This is a genomic window from Pseudomonas sp. (assembly GCF_030150285.1).
GTDB lineage: Bacteria > Pseudomonadota > Gammaproteobacteria > Pseudomonadales > Pseudomonadaceae > Aquipseudomonas.
Genome location: NZ_JASLGE010000099.1, coordinates 1 through 17,875 on the forward strand (window position 1 = coordinate 1; position 17,875 = coordinate 17,875).

General features: G+C 58.4%; 18 protein-coding genes. 8 read left to right on the forward strand and 10 right to left on the reverse strand.

Annotated elements, in window-relative coordinates; all coding sequences use genetic code 11:
• Positions 1 to 1,575 (forward strand): ribonucleoside-diphosphate reductase subunit alpha (locus Q1W15_RS23380; protein WP_300733370.1); only part of this gene is annotated, 1,575 nt, incomplete at its 5' end.
• A gap of 289 nt (positions 1,576 to 1,864) precedes the next feature.
• On the opposite strand, the gene Q1W15_RS23385 is transcribed toward Q1W15_RS23380, so the two are convergent.
• Complete coding sequence (locus Q1W15_RS23385; RefSeq protein WP_300733373.1) at positions 1,865 to 2,464, reverse strand: ATP-dependent Clp protease proteolytic subunit; 600 nt, start codon at positions 2,462 to 2,464, stop codon at positions 1,865 to 1,867.
• An 826-nt stretch (positions 2,465 to 3,290) separates the two neighbouring features.
• Complete coding sequence (locus Q1W15_RS23390; protein ID WP_300733376.1) at positions 3,291 to 3,560, reverse strand: short-chain dehydrogenase; 270 nt, start codon at positions 3,558 to 3,560, stop codon at positions 3,291 to 3,293.
• Between the two features lie 595 nt (positions 3,561 to 4,155).
• On the opposite strand from Q1W15_RS23390, the gene codB reads away from it, so the two are divergent.
• The 3 genes from codB to codA are packed head-to-tail and all read left to right on the forward strand — an operon-like array spanning position 4,156 to position 7,879.
• Entirely contained in the window at positions 4,156 to 5,421 is a 1,266-nt protein-coding gene (gene codB, locus Q1W15_RS23395) for a cytosine permease (protein WP_300733379.1), read from the forward strand.
• Positions 5,418 to 6,641 carry a PucR family transcriptional regulator gene (locus tag Q1W15_RS23400; protein WP_300733382.1) on the forward strand — a complete coding sequence of 408 codons (1,224 nt, stop codon included), beginning with the start codon at positions 5,418 to 5,420 and terminating at the stop codon, positions 6,639 to 6,641. The genes codB and Q1W15_RS23400 overlap by 4 nt, the downstream gene beginning before the upstream one ends.
• Positions 6,638 to 7,879: a cytosine deaminase gene (codA, locus tag Q1W15_RS23405; RefSeq protein WP_300733386.1), complete on the forward strand. Its 1,242-nt coding sequence runs from the start codon at positions 6,638 to 6,640 to the stop codon at positions 7,877 to 7,879. The genes Q1W15_RS23400 and codA overlap by 4 nt, the downstream gene beginning before the upstream one ends.
• A gap of 407 nt (positions 7,880 to 8,286) precedes the next feature.
• Here the strand turns inward: codA and flgE are convergent, their stop codons facing one another.
• The 6 genes from flgE to Q1W15_RS23435 form a co-directional block, all read right to left on the reverse strand.
• Complete coding sequence (gene flgE, locus Q1W15_RS23410) at positions 8,287 to 9,612, reverse strand: flagellar hook protein FlgE (RefSeq protein WP_300733389.1); 1,326 nt, start codon at positions 9,610 to 9,612, stop codon at positions 8,287 to 8,289.
• A 21-nt stretch (positions 9,613 to 9,633) separates the two neighbouring features.
• Entirely contained in the window at positions 9,634 to 10,347 is a 714-nt protein-coding gene (locus tag Q1W15_RS23415; RefSeq protein WP_300733392.1) for a flagellar hook assembly protein FlgD, read from the reverse strand.
• A gap of 16 nt (positions 10,348 to 10,363) precedes the next feature.
• Positions 10,364 to 10,807, reverse strand: a complete 444-nt coding sequence (flgC, locus tag Q1W15_RS23420) for a flagellar basal body rod protein FlgC (RefSeq protein WP_300733395.1) — start codon at positions 10,805 to 10,807, stop codon at positions 10,364 to 10,366.
• Between the two features lie 3 nt (positions 10,808 to 10,810).
• Positions 10,811 to 11,218, reverse strand: a complete 408-nt coding sequence (flgB, locus tag Q1W15_RS23425; protein WP_300733398.1) for a flagellar basal body rod protein FlgB — start codon at positions 11,216 to 11,218, stop codon at positions 10,811 to 10,813.
• Between the two features lie 252 nt (positions 11,219 to 11,470).
• The gene (cheR, locus tag Q1W15_RS23430) at positions 11,471 to 12,298 is read right to left on the reverse strand and encodes a protein-glutamate O-methyltransferase CheR (protein ID WP_300733401.1); all 828 of its coding nucleotides are present in this window, start codon (positions 12,296 to 12,298) and stop codon (positions 11,471 to 11,473) included.
• 45 nt (positions 12,299 to 12,343) lie between these two features.
• Positions 12,344 to 13,276 carry a chemotaxis protein CheV gene (locus Q1W15_RS23435; protein ID WP_300733405.1) on the reverse strand — a complete coding sequence of 311 codons (933 nt, stop codon included), beginning with the start codon at positions 13,274 to 13,276 and terminating at the stop codon, positions 12,344 to 12,346.
• A 76-nt stretch (positions 13,277 to 13,352) separates the two neighbouring features.
• On the opposite strand from Q1W15_RS23435, the gene flgA reads away from it, so the two are divergent.
• From flgA to Q1W15_RS23455, 4 genes are all read left to right on the forward strand, one after another.
• Entirely contained in the window at positions 13,353 to 14,114 is a 762-nt protein-coding gene (gene flgA / locus Q1W15_RS23440) for a flagellar basal body P-ring formation chaperone FlgA (protein ID WP_300733410.1), read from the forward strand.
• 165 nt (positions 14,115 to 14,279) lie between these two features.
• On the forward strand, positions 14,280 to 14,606 hold the full coding sequence (gene flgM, locus Q1W15_RS23445; protein ID WP_300733416.1) for a flagellar biosynthesis anti-sigma factor FlgM: 327 nt from the start codon (positions 14,280 to 14,282) through the stop codon (positions 14,604 to 14,606).
• A gap of 49 nt (positions 14,607 to 14,655) precedes the next feature.
• Positions 14,656 to 15,123: a flagella synthesis protein FlgN gene (locus tag Q1W15_RS23450; RefSeq protein WP_300733420.1), complete on the forward strand. Its 468-nt coding sequence runs from the start codon at positions 14,656 to 14,658 to the stop codon at positions 15,121 to 15,123.
• Between the two features lie 89 nt (positions 15,124 to 15,212).
• On the forward strand, positions 15,213 to 15,956 hold the full coding sequence (locus tag Q1W15_RS23455) for a flagellar brake protein (RefSeq protein ID WP_300733426.1): 744 nt from the start codon (positions 15,213 to 15,215) through the stop codon (positions 15,954 to 15,956).
• Between the two features lie 73 nt (positions 15,957 to 16,029).
• On the opposite strand, the gene Q1W15_RS23460 is transcribed toward Q1W15_RS23455, so the two are convergent.
• Entirely contained in the window at positions 16,030 to 17,337 is a 1,308-nt protein-coding gene (locus Q1W15_RS23460; RefSeq protein ID WP_300733432.1) for an MFS transporter, read from the reverse strand.
• Between the two features lie 51 nt (positions 17,338 to 17,388).
• Positions 17,389 to 17,562: a hypothetical protein gene (locus tag Q1W15_RS23465; RefSeq protein WP_300733437.1), complete on the reverse strand. Its 174-nt coding sequence runs from the start codon at positions 17,560 to 17,562 to the stop codon at positions 17,389 to 17,391.
• Positions 17,563 to 17,875 lie beyond the last annotated feature (313 nt).

Below are 17,875 nucleotides of genomic sequence, written 5' to 3' on the forward strand. Positions count from 1 at the left end.
GCCGTGAACCAGGGTGGCAAGCGCAAGGGCGCTGTGTGTGCCTACCTGGAAACCTGGCACATGGACATCGAAGAGTTCATCGAGCTGCGCAAGAACACCGGTGATGACCGCCGTCGTACCCACGACATGAACACCGCCAACTGGATCCCAGACCTGTTCATGAAGCGCGTCTTCGATGACGGCAAATGGACCCTGTTCTCGCCGTCCGAAGTGCCGGACCTGCACGACCTGACCGGCAAGGCCTTCGAAGAGCGCTACGAGTACTACGAAGCCCTGACCGAGTACCCGGGCAAGGTCAAACTGTTCAAGACCCTTCAGGCCAAAGACCTGTGGCGCAAAATGCTGTCCATGCTGTTTGAAACCGGCCACCCGTGGCTGACCTTCAAAGACCCGTGCAACCTGCGCAGCCCGCAGCAGCACGTGGGCGTGGTCCACAGCTCGAACCTGTGCACCGAGATCACCTTGAACACCAACAAGGACGAAATCGCCGTTTGCAACCTGGGCTCGATCAACCTGCCGAACCACATCAAGGACGGCAAGCTGGACACCGACAAGTTGAAGCGCACCATCGACGTTGCCGTGCGCATGCTCGATAACGTGATCGACATCAACTACTACTCGGTGCCGCAAGCGCGCAACTCGAACCTCAAGCACCGCCCGGTCGGCCTGGGCATCATGGGCTTCCAGGACGCGTTGTACCTGCAACACATCCCGTACGCTTCGCAAGCGGCCGTGGAATTTGCCGACAAGTCGATGGAAGCGGTCAGCTACTTCGCCATTCAAGCGTCGTGCGACCTGGCTGACGAGCGCGGTGCTTACGAGACGTTCCAGGGCTCGCTGTGGTCCAAAGGCGTATTGCCGCTGGATTCGCAACAAATCCTGATCGAGCAGCGCGGCCAGCAATACATCGACGTTGACCTGAACGAATCCCTGGACTGGGCACCGGTTCGCGCCCGTGTACAAAAAGGCATTCGCAACTCCAACATCATGGCCATCGCACCGACCGCGACCATCGCCAACATCACAGGCGTGTCGCAGTCGATCGAACCGACGTACCAGAACCTCTACGTGAAATCGAACCTCTCGGGCGAATTCACCGTGATCAACCCGTACCTGGTTCGCGACCTGAAGGCGCGCGATCTATGGGACTCGGTCATGATCAACGACCTGAAGTACTACGACGGTTCCGTGCAGCAGATCGAGCGCATCCCGCAAGAACTCAAAGCGCTCTACGCCACCGCGTTCGAAGTGGACACCAAGTGGATCGTTGACGCGGCCAGCCGTCGTCAGAAGTGGATCGACCAGGCGCAGTCGCTGAACCTGTACATTGCCGGTGCTTCGGGCAAGAAATTGGACGTGACCTACCGCATGGCCTGGTACCGTGGTTTGAAAACCACCTACTACCTCCGTGCCCTGGCCGCGACCAGCACCGAGAAGTCCACCGTTAACACCGGCAAGCTCAATGCGGTATCGAGCGGCAATCACAGCGAAGACGTCACAGCCGCCCCGGCCGGTCCAGCACCGGTGCCCAAGGCTTGCGCGATTGACGAGCCGGATTGCGAAGCGTGCCAATAAGCTGAATGGCCAGGCGGGTTGACCGCCTGACTAAAAACCCCCGTTAAACCCTGGATACAGTTGGGTTTTGCGGGGGTTTTGTTTTTTGGGGCTGTCATCCAAGCCATTAACGGCTAGCACGCTTAACATGCTTACGGTGTTCAACGGTCAGAACTATCAACACACAGGCATTAAAAAAATGACCATCGTTCTCGTCGCGTACGCACGGCCTGGTTTCAAAGAATAGAAATCACTCTCTCGCCCTGAAAACGACTGATAATATTTTTTCTGCAGTGGCAGATCGTCTACTTCACTTATGAATTTCATTTTCCTTTACGACAATTGAGTGAACGAGCCCATATTCAACAGCCTCTTCTGCACTCAGCCAAAAATCTTTATCCGTATCGATTCTGACTCTTTCAATAGGCTGCCCTGTTGCGTCAGAAAAAATCCTGTTAAGTCTTTCTTTCATCTCTATAATTTCTTTTGCATACGCTTCAAAATCCATCGCTTTACCTTGAAAACCACCTGAGGGTTGATGAAGTAAAAAACGGGTATTGGGCAATGAATAACGATTTTCTTTATCCGCAGCAACATAGATAAGTGCACCCGCACTTGCCACCCAGCCTGAGCCAATGGTGATGACCACCGGCTTAATAAAGCGTATCGCATCAAATATCATATCCCCTGACTCTACATGCCCCCCAGGCGAGCTAATAAAAACAAGAATGGGCTCATCACTCATATAGGCAAGTGCATGCAGTTGCTGCACGGCATCCTTGGCCATTTTTGTATTGATCTCTCCTGTAATAAATATTTTTCTTGCCGCAATCGTGCTGTCTAACAACTTGGAACTTAGCGAATCCATCCCTCCCGACTCACGATCCTTCTTCTCACTTAAATGGGGCATCACACATGACCTCTCAGGAAAAATAACTTTCAGACAAGACTCAATTTTTTAACCATGCCTTCCATTATCCATTCACTGCCCTCTCCCTCCTAAACATCAACACCCATCTCCTGCAAGTAACGCACATACTCATGACAACAAGCGCTCCCGCCCAACTGATCGAAGCACTTTAATGCATGCACGGCAAAGTCATACGACTTGTAAACACAATGAAAAACACAGGCCAACTTAACCAGACGATTCGACACACGCCAAAATTCATCATCATTGAACCGATGAGAATAAAATGCATCAGCCCATAACCATTGATTGATACCATTTACCGAACTACCGTCTACTTTCACGCCACGAGGTGATCGAGTACCGTAGCCGGTAAAACAGTGAAACGTAAAGTCGCGCTCAGCTAAAAAAGTATCTACATCACGAAACAAAGGCTGCCCTATACGGAAATATGCAGGCGTGTCTGCCTCATAAAAGACACGCCTGCAAACCATGACCAGGACTTGCCCTAATGTGTCACTGCCCTAACGCACCTCATAATTTTAGTTATGCAGCGGTACATTTACGCAAACTACAAGCAAAGCTATAACTCACTATTTAAACAAGGTCAAAATATCATGAGCAATTTCAGATATTTCCTACACTCGTAATTACCCACCCAGCCTCAAGGTAAAAGTTAAATTTCTTACAGAAAACTCTCACACCCCTCATGAAATATTGTTAACCAACACCCTAAATCCTTATGGCACTTGGCTTTAATACAACTCTTTATGAAATCATTTATTAAGAGCCGAGCTACTGCGATGGTATTTACACAACCTTTTGCTCAGGCGGGCTGTAAACGCCAGCCCACTACGTTCATCAGGTCGCAGCCATCGCGCAGTAATAGCATGGCCACGGTCGCCAGGTGTTTGAGGTCGGCCGCGTCGGCGTGTACCAGCTCTCGGCTGGCGTAGGTTTCCATCAGTTGAGTCACCGCCCGCACTCGGGCCATGGCATTGGCATGCAGTACATCCAGCGGCGCGTGGCGGTCAATGAGTAAGGCAGGAATGCAGCAGTCGATGGCGGTTAGCGGAATATAAGGGGATGCCGTCATAGGTAAAGCTCCTTGTTGCTGATTGGAGCCACCGCTTTCGTCGCCAAACAAAAGTAGGTGGCCGCTGTGCGCAGGTTGGCGAACCGGTAGAACAAGGAATACCGGCAGATCCGAAGATCTCCCACGCACAGCTGCCATAAAGCAGCGCGATGCAAAATACACGCTCTGCCCTATTTCACAACAACTACACGCAACCATTGTTCAATTCCAAGTCGCCAAACCCGGTCGCCTGTTCGGCGAGCGCTGACTATAGGCGTCGTCTCTTGCGTGCGGCAATTGGCAACGCTGTGCGAAACATCCTGAAAAATCGTGGGGCGCACTCTCCAACACCGCCCAGGTGCGCCCGCCTCCCCCCGAAAAAAAGACGCGGCAACGCTGATGTACCCAAACAGTGCGCTCACGCTACATAATGAATCACTCTGCACAACGATCCTTTATAAAAACTCATAAAAATGTTCACTTTGCACACTAACTACCATGCCTTGTGCCTGCTTTTTTCGGTTTTAGCGCTTCGTTCAAAACAGGCCCACTTATTGCTCTACGCCTCAGGTGCCATTGACTACATTCCTACCCATTCGAGGCGGAGAGTTACACCATGAGTTCACCCGGCGAGTTTCCTTTGAGCGAAGCCCCACGCACGGCGCGTAAGGGCCTGTTGTCGATTTCGATGGTGCTGTTCAGTTTTACTTTCTTTACCGGAACCATGTTCGCCGGCGGCAAGCTGGGCATGGCGTTCAACTTTGTCGACATGCTGTGGATCGCGGCCATCGGTAACAGTCTGCTGGCACTGTATGCCGCTGCGCTGGCGCTGATCGCGTCTCGCAGCGGTTTGAACACGGTGTTGATGGGGCGTTTCTGTTTTGGCGAGGCCGGCAGCCGGCTTTCGGATTTTCTGCTCGGGTTTGCCGAGCTGGGCTGGTACGCCTGGGGCACGGCCACGGTGGCGATTGTGCTGGTGAAGATGCTCGGCCTGGCGCAAGGCTTTACCTTGCCGTTGATGGTGGTGTTCGGTTTTGGTTTCAGTATTACCGCCATCATCGGGTTCAAAGGCCTGGACAGCTTGTCGCGGGTGTCGGTGCCGCTGATGTTTGTGCTGCTGGCCGTGTCCATGTACTTGGCCACGCAACATGTCGGTGGCTTCAAGGGGCTGGCCGCGGTGATCCCCCACGAAACCATGACGATTTCGGCCGCGATTACGATGGTGTTTGGCACCTTCGCCAGCGGCGCAACCCAAGCCACAAACTGGACACGGTTGTCGCGCAGCGGCCGGGTGGCGGTGATCGCCAGTGTGGTCAGTTTTCTGGTGGGCAATGGCTTGATGGTGGTCGCCGGGGCCTGGTGTGCCATGGTGTATCAACAAGCCGACATTGTTGAAGTGATGATGCTGCAAGGCCTGTCGTTTGCGGCCGTGGTCATGCTGTGCCTGAACCTGTGGACTATTCAGGGCCCGACGATCTACAACGTGTCGGCCGCGGCCTGCCACCTGGTGCGCAGCGACCGCCGCCGCACCATGACGCTGATCGCAGCCGCGATCGGCGTGGTGCTGGCCATGGGCGGCATGTACGAATGGCTGATTCCGTTCCTGGTGCTGCTGGGCTCGATCATTCCACCGATTGGCGGGGTGATCATGGCGGACTTCTGGTACCGCCATCGCGGCAAGTACCCGCTGCTGGCGAGCGTCACATTGCCGCGCTACAACGTGCTGGGGCTGACGGCGTATGCCGTGGGTGCGGTGCTGGCCTATAGCTCGCCGTGGATCGCGCCGCTGGTGGGCATTGGTGCCTCGGCGCTGTGCTATGCGGTGCTGGTAGAAATAAGCAAGCGTCGGGCCGCCGTGCCGGTCGCTCAGGAGGAACGTTGAGTCTGACCATCGAAGACATTCTGGCACTCGAAGGCCTGCAAGAGATGACCCTGCGCGCCGGTGCCCGCAACCTGCACCGCACCGTGCGCTGGCCGTATGTGGCCGAAAACGAGGGCATCGCCGACTGGGTGATGGGCGGCGAGTTGGTGTTTATCACGGGCATCAATCACCCCCGCGACGAAGCTAACCTGCTGCGCATGGTTGAAGAAGGCCATGACAGCGCGATTGCCGGGCTGGTGATTCTCACCGGCGCGGCGTTTATTCAGCGCATTCCCGACTCGGTGGTCGCCCTCGCCGAGCGTTACGGGCTACCGCTGATTGAGCAGCCGTACCTGCTGAAGATGGTCATCGTCACGCACCTGATCGGGACGGCGCTGGTGCAGATGGCGCACACCCGGCGCTCGCGCCACGACATTCTGGCGCAACTGCTCAGCGGCGATTACCCCAGCCTGGCCACGGCCCGGCAACGGGCGGCCCATGTGCAATTGCCCCTCAGCGGCCCGCGGCGCTTGGTGGCGTTACGGTTGTCAGCGGTCAGCGGGCTGTTCGAGCAACATGCCCCCGATGAGGCCGAGCGCCGCTTGCAACACCTGCGCCAGGCCGTGCTGGATCACCTCGACGCCTGGAACCGCACCCTGCCCGACGCCTTGCCGGTGGTGGTGCAAGGCGACCTGTTTATTGTGCTGCTGCCCGCACCCGACGCGTTACGCGGGCAATTGGCAGGGCTGTATCACGGCTTGAAGGCCCTGATCGGCGACCTCGCCCTGTTTATGGGGCTGGCGAGCGAGGTCGACGATTGTGCCGATTACCGGCGGGCCTTGAACGAGGCGCGCCAGGCGCTGGAGGTGGCGGAAAACCTGCGCCCCGCCACGGGCGCGTGTGACTTCAACGAGCTGGGCGTGCTACGGCTGTTGCAAGCCATTGGTGACCGCTCGGTGATCGATGTGTTTGTCACTCACACCCTCGGGCAGATGATCGACACCCGGCGCAAACAGCCCTACCTGTTGATTGAAACCCTGGACGCGCTGTTGCAGGAGAACGGCAATGCGCTCAAGGCTGCCCAGCGCCTGAACATCCACCGCAACACCCTGAACCAACGGATACAACGCATCGAGCACCACAGCGGCCATTCGCTCGATGACCCTCTTTTCAGAATGAACGCTTCGGTTGCCCTGCTGGTATGGCGCATGACCGAAGCCCAACGACAGGATCGACCATGAACATTATCAATGCCACGTTGCGTAAAACCCCCGGCCTGTACACGGTCAGCTGCGAAGGCGAGCGCATCAGCGCCATCACCCTGCAAAGCGGTACCGTGCAACCGCAGGGCCAGGACATCGACGCCCAAGGGCAACTGCTGATCGCCCCACTGGTGGAGCCGCATATCCATCTGGACGCGACCCTGACGGCCGGGCAGCCGCAATGGAACCTCAGCGGTACGCTGTTCGAGGGCATCGAGCGCTGGGCCCAGCGCAAGGAAACCATCACCTTTGAGGACACCAAGCAGCGCGCCCACACCACCATCCGCATGCTGGCCGAGCACGGCATTCAGCACGTGCGCACCCATGTCGACGTCACCGACCCGACGCTCGGCGCGCTCAAAGCCCTGTTGGAGGTGCGCGAGGAAGCCCGCCACCTGATCGACCTGCAAATCGTGGCCTTTCCTCAGGAAGGTATCGAGTCGTACGAGGGCGGACGCGAGTTGATGACCCGTGCCGTGGAAATGGGGGCTGATGTGGTCGGGGGTATTCCTCACTTTGAGAACACCCGAGAACAAGGCGTCAGTTCCATCAAGTTTCTGATGGACCTGGCCGAGCGCACCGGCTGCCTGGTGGACGTGCACTGCGACGAAACCGACGACCCGCACTCGCGCTTTCTCGAAGTGCTGGCCGAAGAAGCGCGCGTACGCGGCATGGGCAGCCGCGTGACCGCCAGCCACACCACCGCGATGGGTTCTTACGACAACGCTTATTGCTCCAAGCTGTTCCGCTTGCTCAAGCTGTCGGGCATCAATTTTGTGTCGTGCCCGACCGAGAGCATTCATTTGCAGGGCCGCTTTGACAGCTTTCCCAAGCGCCGTGGCGTGACCCGTGTGGCCGAGCTGGACCGTGCGGGCATGAACGTGTGCCTGGGCCAGGACTCCATCAAAGACCCGTGGTACCCGCTGGGTAACGGCAATATTTTGCGTGTGCTGGATGCCGGTTTGCACATCTGCCACATGATGGGCTTTGAAGACCTGCAACGCTGCCTGGACCTGGTCACCGACAACAGTGCCCGCACGCTGAACCTGGGTGAGCGTTACGGGATTGCCGTGGGCCGCCCGGCCAACCTGGTGATTCTGGACGCCGACAGCGACTACGAAGCCGTGCGCCGCCAGGCCAAGGCCCGCGTATCGATCCGGGGTGGCAAGGTGCTGATGACGCGCGTGCCCGAGCGGGTCGAGTTCAACACCCTCTGACCGGGCTTGGCTCGCGATTTTTTAACCTCAAAAGATCGCGAGCAAGCTCCTGCGCGCGCCCCTTGAACCACGCTGGCCGAACGCAGCAAGACCTGTAGGAACGAGCTTGCTCGTGATCTTTTGATCTGGCTTTTGATCTAAAAGAGCCCCCTTAAACCACGCTGGCCGAACGCAGCAAGGCCTGTAGGAACGAGCTTGCTCGTGATCTTTTGATCTGGCTTTTGATCTAAAAGGGCCTCCTTAAACCACGCTGGCCGATCGCGGCGGCCCACGGCGTAAGGCCGGAACCGCAAGTGGCCGTGACCGCAGCAATGGATAGGATTGCTGCACGACAGCGCGGTACCGTTTTTAAAGATCAAAAGATCGCGAGCAAGCTCGCTCCTACGCCGGTGGTAAACGCGCTGTTATCAGGTCATCTGGATGATGGTCTGCATGATGGTGCTTTGGGTGGAGATGGTTTTGGCGTTGGCCTGGTAGTTGCTCTGCGCTTTGATCAGGTCAACCAGTTCGTTGGTCAGGTTGACGTTGGAGTCTTCCAACGAGTGCGACGCGATGGAGCCCAGGGTGCCAGCCTTGGGCACGTCGTAACCCGCCTGCCCCGAGGCGAAGGTTTCTTTCCAGGCCGTGCCGCCCACGGCTTGCAAGCCTTGTTCGTTGGTGAAGCTGGCCAGGGAAATCTGGCCGATGGCGCGGCTCTGGTTGTTGCTGAAGTTGGCGAACATCACGCCCGAACCGTCGATGGTCAGGTTGTTGATCTGGCCGGTGGCGTAGCCGTCCTGAGTCGGCGGGTTACGCGACGTGTCGGTGTTGTACTGGGTGGTTTTGGCCATGTTGATGGCAATGCCGGTGCCATTGGCCATAGCACCATTGCTCACCCAGTCGCCATTGACCTCGGCACCCGGCTTCCAGTTGCCCACGGTCAAGGTGCTGCTGATCACATCAGCCTTGCCATCAGCCCCCGGCGTGGTAACGCTGACCAGCGCGCCCGTAGCGTCAAATACCATCCTCGAGGCCACCGGGGCCTCGGCCTTGTCACCCGTCACCGGCGAACCATTGGGGTTGCGGCCGTCAATCAGGGTGTAGGTGTCCCAGGTGTTGGCCCCGGTCTTGACCATGTACTGGTCCATCGGGTGCGCATTGCCCTGGGTGTCGTAAATGGTGGTGCTGAATTTTTTGCTGTAGCTCGCGGTTTTGCTCGGGTCGAACGGGTTGTCGGTCGGGTTGATCACGTCTGAGTTGGAGTTCAGGTTGATGGTCGAATCCACCGTGCTGCTCGCCTTGGGTGCCAGGTTCGAGGTGTCGATACGCAGGTCGGTCAACACGCCGTTCATGATCCTGCCGTTGGCGTCTACGCCATAACCCTGCAAGCGTGCGGTGCCCGTGCTGTTGGTCACGAAGCCGTCTTTGTCGGTCTTGAACGTGCCCGCGCGGGTGTAGCTCAGCGAGCCGTTGTCGCTAAGGACAAAAAAGCCGCTGCCCTCGATGGCCATGTCCAGCAGGTTGCCGGTGTTGTTGACCGCACCCTGGCCATAGTTCTGCGACACATTGGCCAGGTTAACGCCGCTACCGACCGTGCGGCTACCGACGCCCAACTTGCTGGCCGAGTACACGTCCGCGAATTCGGCACGGGACGATTTAAAGCCCGTGGTGGCCACGTTGGCGATGTTGTTGCCGGTCACGTCCAGTTGCTTGCTGGCGGCTGAAAGCCCGCTAAGGCCGATATTGAATGACATGGATGTCTCCTTTGAGTCGGCTTAGAGGCCAATAGTCTGGACTTTCGATATACCAATACTGCCCAGGCCTGCGAGGTTGAGCATGATTTCGCCACCCGTCTTGCTCAGCGTTACGCTGTTGACAGTGGCCGGCAGGTAAGTGGTGAGCGCGGTGGTACCGGTGGCCGTTTTGGTGGACGCGGTAAAGGTGTAGGAACCTTTGTCCAGCAGCACGCCCGCGTCGTCCTTGCCGTCCCAGGTGAAGTCCACATTGCCGGCTTTTTGCGTACCCAGCTCCAGGGTACGGACCACTTCGCCGTCGGCATTGGTGATGCTGACGGTGGGTTTGGAATCCGCTTCCTTGACCACCACCGTGCCGCTGAACGGCTTGCCGCTCGCCGGATCGACATAGGCTTCGCCGGTTTGCACGATCACCGAGCGGCCGACCAGGGACGACGCCTGCAAGGCTTGTGAAGACTGCAGCCCCCCGGTAATGGAGTTGACCGAATCGTTCAACGAGGTGATGCCTTCAAGGCTGCTGAACTGCGCCAGTTGGGCCACGAAGGCGGTGTTGTCCTGCGGGTCCAGCGGGTTCTGGTTTTTCAGTTGGGTCACCAGCAACTGCATGAACGCGTCTTTGCCCAGCGCCGTACGGCCGGAAGCGCCCGCCAGGCTGTTATCAGGGCTGCTGGACCTGGCGGAGTTGGCCAGGATCTGGTTAAGGGTCAGGCCACTGGTGGAATCGGTCACACTCATTTTGCGTCGCCCCTTGTTACTGACCGAGGGTCAGTACCTTCTGCATCATGGTTTTGGCGGTGTTCATCATTTCGGCGTTGGTCTGAAACGAACGACTGGCAGAAATCATGTCCGCCATTTCCTCAACCACATTGACGTTGGGGTAATACACATAGCCCTTGGCGTCGGCAGAAGGATGGTTGGGTTCGTAACGGGCTTCGAGGGTGCTTTGGTCTTCGACCACACCCAGGACGTGCACGCCTTGCCCCGCGCCGTCCTGGTTCTGGAACAAGGAGTCGCCGGTGCCGTTTTGCGCACCCTGGTACATCGTGGCAAACACCGGGTGACGGGCGCGGTAGGTCTGGTCCATGCTCGATGACACCGTCTGGGCGTTGGCGATGTTGCTGGCGACGGTGTTCAGGCGTGTGGTCTGGGCGCTCATGCCGCTGCCGGCAATATTGAACACATTGGCTAGAGACATGACTTACTCCCCGCGCAGGGCTGACATCAACCCTTTGAATTTGCTGTTGAGCAGGGTAAAGCTGGCCTGGAAGTTGACCGCGTTCTCTGCGTAGTTCGATTGTTCCAACTGAGCATCCACCGTGTTCTGGTCAAGGGAAGGCTGCATCGGCGTGCGGTACTGCAACACGTCATCCGCGCTGCTCAGGCCTTGCGCTTCGATATGGCGGGCGTTGGTATGGGTCAGCGCAAAGGTGGCGGGCTGGTTTTTCTCGCTCTGTGCGGCCAGCACGGCGGCAAAGTCCAGGTCCCGAGCCTTGTAGTTCGGGGTGTCGGCGTTGGCGATGTTGTTGGCCAGCACTTCGGCACGTTGCGCACGAAAGCCCAGGGCTTGTTCGTGGATACCGAGCGCTTTATCGAAGCTGATGCTCATGTCGGGAAACCTGTGTGGGCTGACCTGAAGACGGGATTCAGGCCTTGCATAACAGGGTTAGAGCAAACCTCGTGCCAGCTTTTACCGCCCCGACGGGCCGGGGGTTTGCCGCCAGCGGCAGCCACGGGAGGCAAAAAAAAGCGGCAAGGCCTGACCGCTGGCTGCCGCTTTTCTGCCGCCCTGCCCCCCGCTGCCTCCATGGCGAGGCACGCGCCCTCGAGCATCGACCGGCGGCGTCTACAGAAGGGGCCTTTACTTGGCCTGGTAAATGATCCCCGGGCTGCATTGCACCATCTGGTAGTGGTCGGGCAAGCCGTTGAGGGCTTCAGAGGCCCCCAAAAACAGGTAACCGCCCGGCTTCAGGGTGCTGTGAATGCGCAGCAGAATGTCTTTTTTCACGTCGGCCGAGAAGTAGATCAGCACGTTGCGGCAGAACACCACGTCGAACTTGCCAAACCCGGCGTAGCTGTCCAGCAGGTTGAAGGCGCGAAACTCGACCCGGCTCTTGATCGGTGCCTTGATCACCCAGCGCCCCGGCCCCTTGGGTTCGAAGTAACGCTGCAGGCGTTCCTGGGACAACCCCCGGCCAATCGCCAGGCTGTCGTACTCACCGGCCCGGCAGGCAGTGAGCATCAGGCCGGACACATCGGTGGCGACAATCTGCGCCCCGCCCTTCAATTGCCCGAGGTTGGCGCGTTCGTATTCGTCGAGGGTCATCGACAGCGAGTACGGTTCCTGCCCCGACGAGCACGCCGCCGACCAGATGCGCAGGCGCTGCCCCGGGTTGGCCTTGATAAGCTCCGGCAGCACCTTGTGTTTCAACACTTCAAAGGGGTAGGTATCGCGAAACCACAGGGTTTCATTGGTGGTCATGGCATCCACCACCTGCTCGCGCAGGCCACTGCGCGGTTGGCTCTGAATACGCTGAATCAGCTCACCCAACGACTTGAGCCCTTGCTGCTCCATCAGCTTGTTCAGGCGGCTGGCGACGAGGTACTGCTTGTTTTCACCCAGCAAAATGCCACAGGCTTTTTCCAGGAAGACCCGGAACTGTTCAAAATCCAAATTAGCCGTCGACAAATGATCGTGCCTCTTAAATCGTATTGACCGCCAGAAGCAACGCCCCTAGCTGTAGTCTGCTGCCTTGATGCGATCGACAACCCGTGCGGCGAGGTCATCAGGTTTGAATTTGGCCAAAAAGTCATCGGCACCGACTTTCTTGACCATCGCCTGATTGAACACCCCGGACAGTGAAGTATGCAGAATGATATGCAGGTTGTGCATGCGCGGGTCGTTGCGAATTTCGGCCGTCAGAGTGTACCCGTCCATTTCCGGCATCTCGATGTCCGAGATCATCATCAGAAACTCTTGCGACGGGTCTTTGCCCTCCTCCACCATTTTGCGCAGGTACTCCAACGCCTGACGGCCATCATTGAGCGACACCACTTCCACACCCACCGTTTGCAGGCAACGGGCCACCTGCTTGCGCGCCACCGACGAATCATCCACGGTCAGCACCCGCAACGACACGGCCTTGCTGTGGGTATCGGCATCCACCACGCCGCTGGAAATGGTTTCCGGCGAGGGCGACACCTCGGCCAGTACCTTTTCCACGTCGATGATTTCAACCAATTGGTCGTCCAGCCGCGTCACGGCCGTCAGGTAGTGATTGCGCCCGGTGCCCTTGGGTGGCGGGTGGATCTCTTCCCAGTTCATGTTGACGATGCGCTCCACCGAGCGCACCAGAAAGCCCTGGGTCTTGGTGTTGTACTCGGTGATGATCACAAACGGGTTGCTCTGGTCTTTCAATGCCCCCGCCCCCGTGGCCATCGCCAGGTCAAGAATCGGAATGGTCGCGCCGCGAATGTTCGCCACACCGCACACCACCGGATTGGATTTGGGCAGCATCGTCAGTTTCGGGCACTGCAGCACTTCCCTGACCTTGAACACGTTGATGCCATACAACTGCGGCCCATCCAGGCGAAACAACAGCAGTTCCAGCCGGTTTTGCCCCACCAGTTGAGTGCGCTGGTTAACCGCATCCATTACCCCGGCCATACTCGACTCCCTCAGAAAACAGTCTGTTCCACAGGCATTGCCCGGCAAACGGCACGGGCTTTGCTATTTATTGGCCATGAACGTTAAAACGACAAAATCCTGCCACGGACCTCGCCTGCACCGCCGCAGCGTGAGCGCACTGGCGCTCGCGTGCCTGCTCGGGGCCGTGGCCTCGGCGCGGGCCGACGCTTTTACCTCGCCTGAACAGCTTATCGGCGTGACCCAGGGTTTTCTTGAGTTCACCGTGGAAGACTACTTGGCCACCAGCCAGACAGAGGGCCGTTATGAAGTCCAGGTCAACAATTTGGACCCGCGCTTGCGCCTGGCTCATTGCGACAAGGATTTGACAGCCAGCCTCGAAAGCCCGGCCCGGCCGCTGGGCCGCGTCATCGTGCGGGTGCGCTGCGAAGGGCTCACGCCCTGGACCATTTTTGTGCCCGCCCAGGTCAAGCTGTTCCGCGAAGTCGTCACCGTTAACCACCCGCTCAAGCGCGGCACGGTGGTCGACTATGCCGACGTGACCTTGCGCGAGCGCGATGTCAGCCAGATCAATCAGGGTTACTTAACCGCCCTCGAATTGGCGGTGGGGCAAACATTGCTGCGCCCCATGGTGTCCGACCAACTGTTGACCCTCACACATCTGGAGCAAGCCGCCGCCGTGCGCAAGGGCGACCATGTGGTGATCAGCGCCCGCAGTGGCTCACTGAGCGTCAGAATGCCCGGCGAAGCGCTGTCAGATGGCGGCCTGAGCGAGCAGATCCGGGTTAAAAACCTGAACTCAAAACGCGTGGTCAAGGCACGGATTACAGCACCGGGCCAAGTCGAAGTGGCCTTTTAGCCCGGCGGGCTACAGTCTTCTGGCATCAACCCTGCTACTTTCCTACACTAGAGGTTGACTCAGATCAGTACCCGTCGGCAAAGACCCATGATTAATCACGCCTAAAGTTTTTCCGGGTATGGCCGAAAACAGGGCAAGCGTCCAAATACCCAGAGGTTTTTTGTTATGGTCATCGACTTCAGTCGCCTCAACAGCGCACCGCCCTTGACGGGCAGTACCCGCAGTAACGCCAGCCAGGAAACCGGTAGCGCCACGTCAGCGGCCCCGGCCAAAAAGCCGGATGAACCCAGCGTCAGTACCCCGAGCGGTGAATCTGTGCACCTCAGCCAAGAGGCTCAACAGTTGCAGAAAATCGGTGACACGTTGCGTGACCAGCCCGTGGTCGACAAAAGCCGTGTGGCCGAACTCAAACAAGCCATTGCCGATGGCAGCTATCAGGTCGACAGCAACCGGGTCGCCAGCAAACTGCTTAACATGGAAGCCCAGCGCTAGCCTGATGGCCAGTGCCAGGCTTTTGGACGCTTAACCCCCAGAGCCAGACATGCACGACACCCAATTGCTGCAACTGATCACTGACGACCTGGCACCCGCCCAGCAATTGCTGAGCCTGCTGCAGGACGAGAACGTCGCGCTCAAAGGCCGTGACATGCGCGTGCTGGGCGATATTCTGGCGCGCAAACACGCGTTGATCGTGTTGCTCGACCAACACGGCCGCCAACGCAGCCAGGTCCTCGCCAGCCTCGGCCTGCCCACCAACCGCAGTGGCCTCGAAAGCCTGGCCAGCCACTCGGAGCTGGGCGAACACTTGCTCAGCCAAAGCACGGCGCTGAACCAGTTGCTGGAGCAATGCCAGGCGACCAACCAGTTGAACGGCCACTCCATCCAGACTCAACAGGCGATTACCGCCAACCAGTTGCGCATTCTGCATGGCGGCGAAACGCCGACACTGTATGACGCACGCGGCTCGACCTCGCTGCTCAACAAGCACCGCGCTTACAGCCAGGCCTGAGCCTGCACGCCCACACTATCTAGACGCGCAACATGATGGCAAAATGCCCGTTTTGCGTGTGTTATCTTTTGTCTGGAGATAGATGCCCCGTGTTCGACGCCCAAGATGCTCCGCAGCCACCAAAGGTTCTGACGACACCTTTGGAAATTGCTTCCAACTTGCGGATGCTGCAAGAAAGCCATGACCCGCTGATCATCACCTTTCACGACAAGCCCCAACGCTTTCAAAGCTATCTGGTGGACGTGAACCGTGAGAAAAACCTCATAGTTCTTGATGAAATGATTCCGCGTGACGGTGAGCGCTTTCTTGAGATGGGCGTGCCCTTTCGGGTTGAAGGGTTTCACGACGGCGTGCGCATTGCCTGGGAATGCAACACGCCACTGAGCATCGATAACACCCTGGAACACCGCAGCTACGTGGGGGCCTTGCCTGGCGAAGTGGTGTACCACCAGCGCCGCAACGCTTTTCGGGCCGCGCTGAAACTGGCCAACCTGGTGGATGTGCTCGTGGATGGCGACAAACTCCCGGTGCCAATCCAGGGCAAGCTGCTGGACGTCTCAGCCACGGGCTGCAAGCTGCGGTTTGAAGGTGATATCAGCGAACGCATTCAGTTGGGCCAGGTGTATGAGCGCTTCAAGGCCAACCTGCCCTTCGGCGCCATGACGACCCCTGTGGAGTTGCGTTACCTGCACTTTGAAGAGCGCCTGAACATCACCTTCGCGGGCCTGCGTTTTCACAACATCAGCGGCCCGGTACAGCGCCAGGTCGAGCGTTTTGTCTACCAGTTGCAACGTGATGCCCGGCGTTTCGACAAAGATGACGACTACTTTTAAAGCGTTTCAAATGATCGCGAGCGAGCCCCATGAAGGCGCAGGCGCGAGCGTGCTCGCGATCAGTCAGGGCACGTTACAGGCCTGGGGGTTTTTCATCCGGCTCTGGCGGCAGTTCTACACCGTCGACCATCTGCTCCTGCACCACCTGTTCATCCACCCGTGGGTCCAACGCCGCCGCCAGCGGTGAGCTGGACATGCTGTTGGGCACCGCCACGTGGTTTAGCGGTGCGTCGTCGACCTGGTGCAGGTTGGTCACGTCATTCGGGCGGATGCGCCACACCAGTAACAGGCTCGCCACGCTGATAAACACATAGAGCATCTGGCTGCCAAACAGCTTCATCAGCACCCCGCCCAGCAACGGCCCGATACACGCCCCCACACCGTAGATCACCAGCAACACGGCGGTGAGTGAGACGCGGCGCTCGCTCTCAATGTGGTCGTTGGCAAACGCCACGGCCAGCGGGTAGATGCAAAATTGCAGCAAGGCGCTCACACCGCCCGCCAAAAACAAGACTTCCAATGGCACCGACGGCAAGATCGCCAGCGGCAGCACCGCCACCGCCAGTAACAACGCGATGATGCGAATCAGCAACGGCCGGTCGTAGCGGTCCGACAGCCAACCCAACGGCCCTTGCACCAGCAGCCCGGCAAAGATGCATGTGCCCATGAACAGCCCCACCAGTTCAGTCGACAGCCCTTGCTGAGAGGCGTAAAGCGGGGCCAGGCCGTAAAACGAACCCAGCAGCAAGCCCGCGCCCATCACGGCGATCAACGACTGCGGCACACGCTTGATAAAGAACTTCAGTTCCATGGGCGCAGGGCGCAGCGGTGCCGGGTGAATGCGCCGGGTCATCGCCACCGGCACCAGGCACAGGGCGAAACACATCGCGACCATCATCAGCAATTCCGGCCCCAGGGCCGGGTGAACCACCAGAATCAGTTGCCCCAGCACCAACCCCAGGTAGGACGCGATCATGTACAGGCTGAACACCAGGCCGCGCTGCTTGGCATCGGCCTGCTCATTGAGCCAGCTCTCAATCACCATGTACTGGCACATCATCCCCAGGCCAACGACAAGCCGCAGCAACAGCCACACCGGCAGCCAGTCAGTCAGGCCATGGCACAGCACCGCCGCGCCAACAATGCCGGCGCACGTGGCATAGGCACGAATATGCCCGACCCGGGCAATCAAGCGGTGGCCCAGTTTGCCGCCCAGCACCAGACCCAGGTAGTTCGCCGCCATCAGGGCACCGATCCACAAGCCGTCCACATCATCGGCCGCCAGGCGCAGGCCCAGGTAGGTCGTCAACAGGCCAGAACCGATCAGCATCATCAGCGAGGCAAAGTACAACGCTCGAAAAGACTTCCAAATGGTGCGCATGGGCTTACCTGCGACTCCTAGTTCGGGCAGCGCTCAACGGCTGCCACAGATTCAACCGCAAAATTGGCGCTGAGCCGCCAGCACACGGCGCGCCCAGAGGGTGATTTGGTTCAGGAAGCCAGTCAGTGACGGGGGATTGAACGCCTTTGCACTCGGTGCCACACATTCAGTCTCATCCATGCCTTGCGGGTACTGCGCGCGAGAACCCTGGCCCTCGGTCGCCATAACCCATTCCTTGTTGTAAAGACGGCCGCGAGCGGCATTTGTCACAAAATACGCAGCACCCGTTCGAAATTTCAAGCACACCCTCACAAATTCCGGCCAAAGCCTTTGGTTGTCACACTCAAGCGTTAAATTCGCCCGCCCATCGCCCTGCTCGGCGACGTTGAATCGGCCCACTAGGGTCTGTACGAAATGTTTTCGAGCGAAGGTTAGGCAAGGCGAAAACAGGCGAGGAAGCGGAGTTTACGGGTTGTAAATGAGCATTCCGAGCCTGTTTTCAACGCCGCATAACCGAGCGCAGATACATTTCGTACAG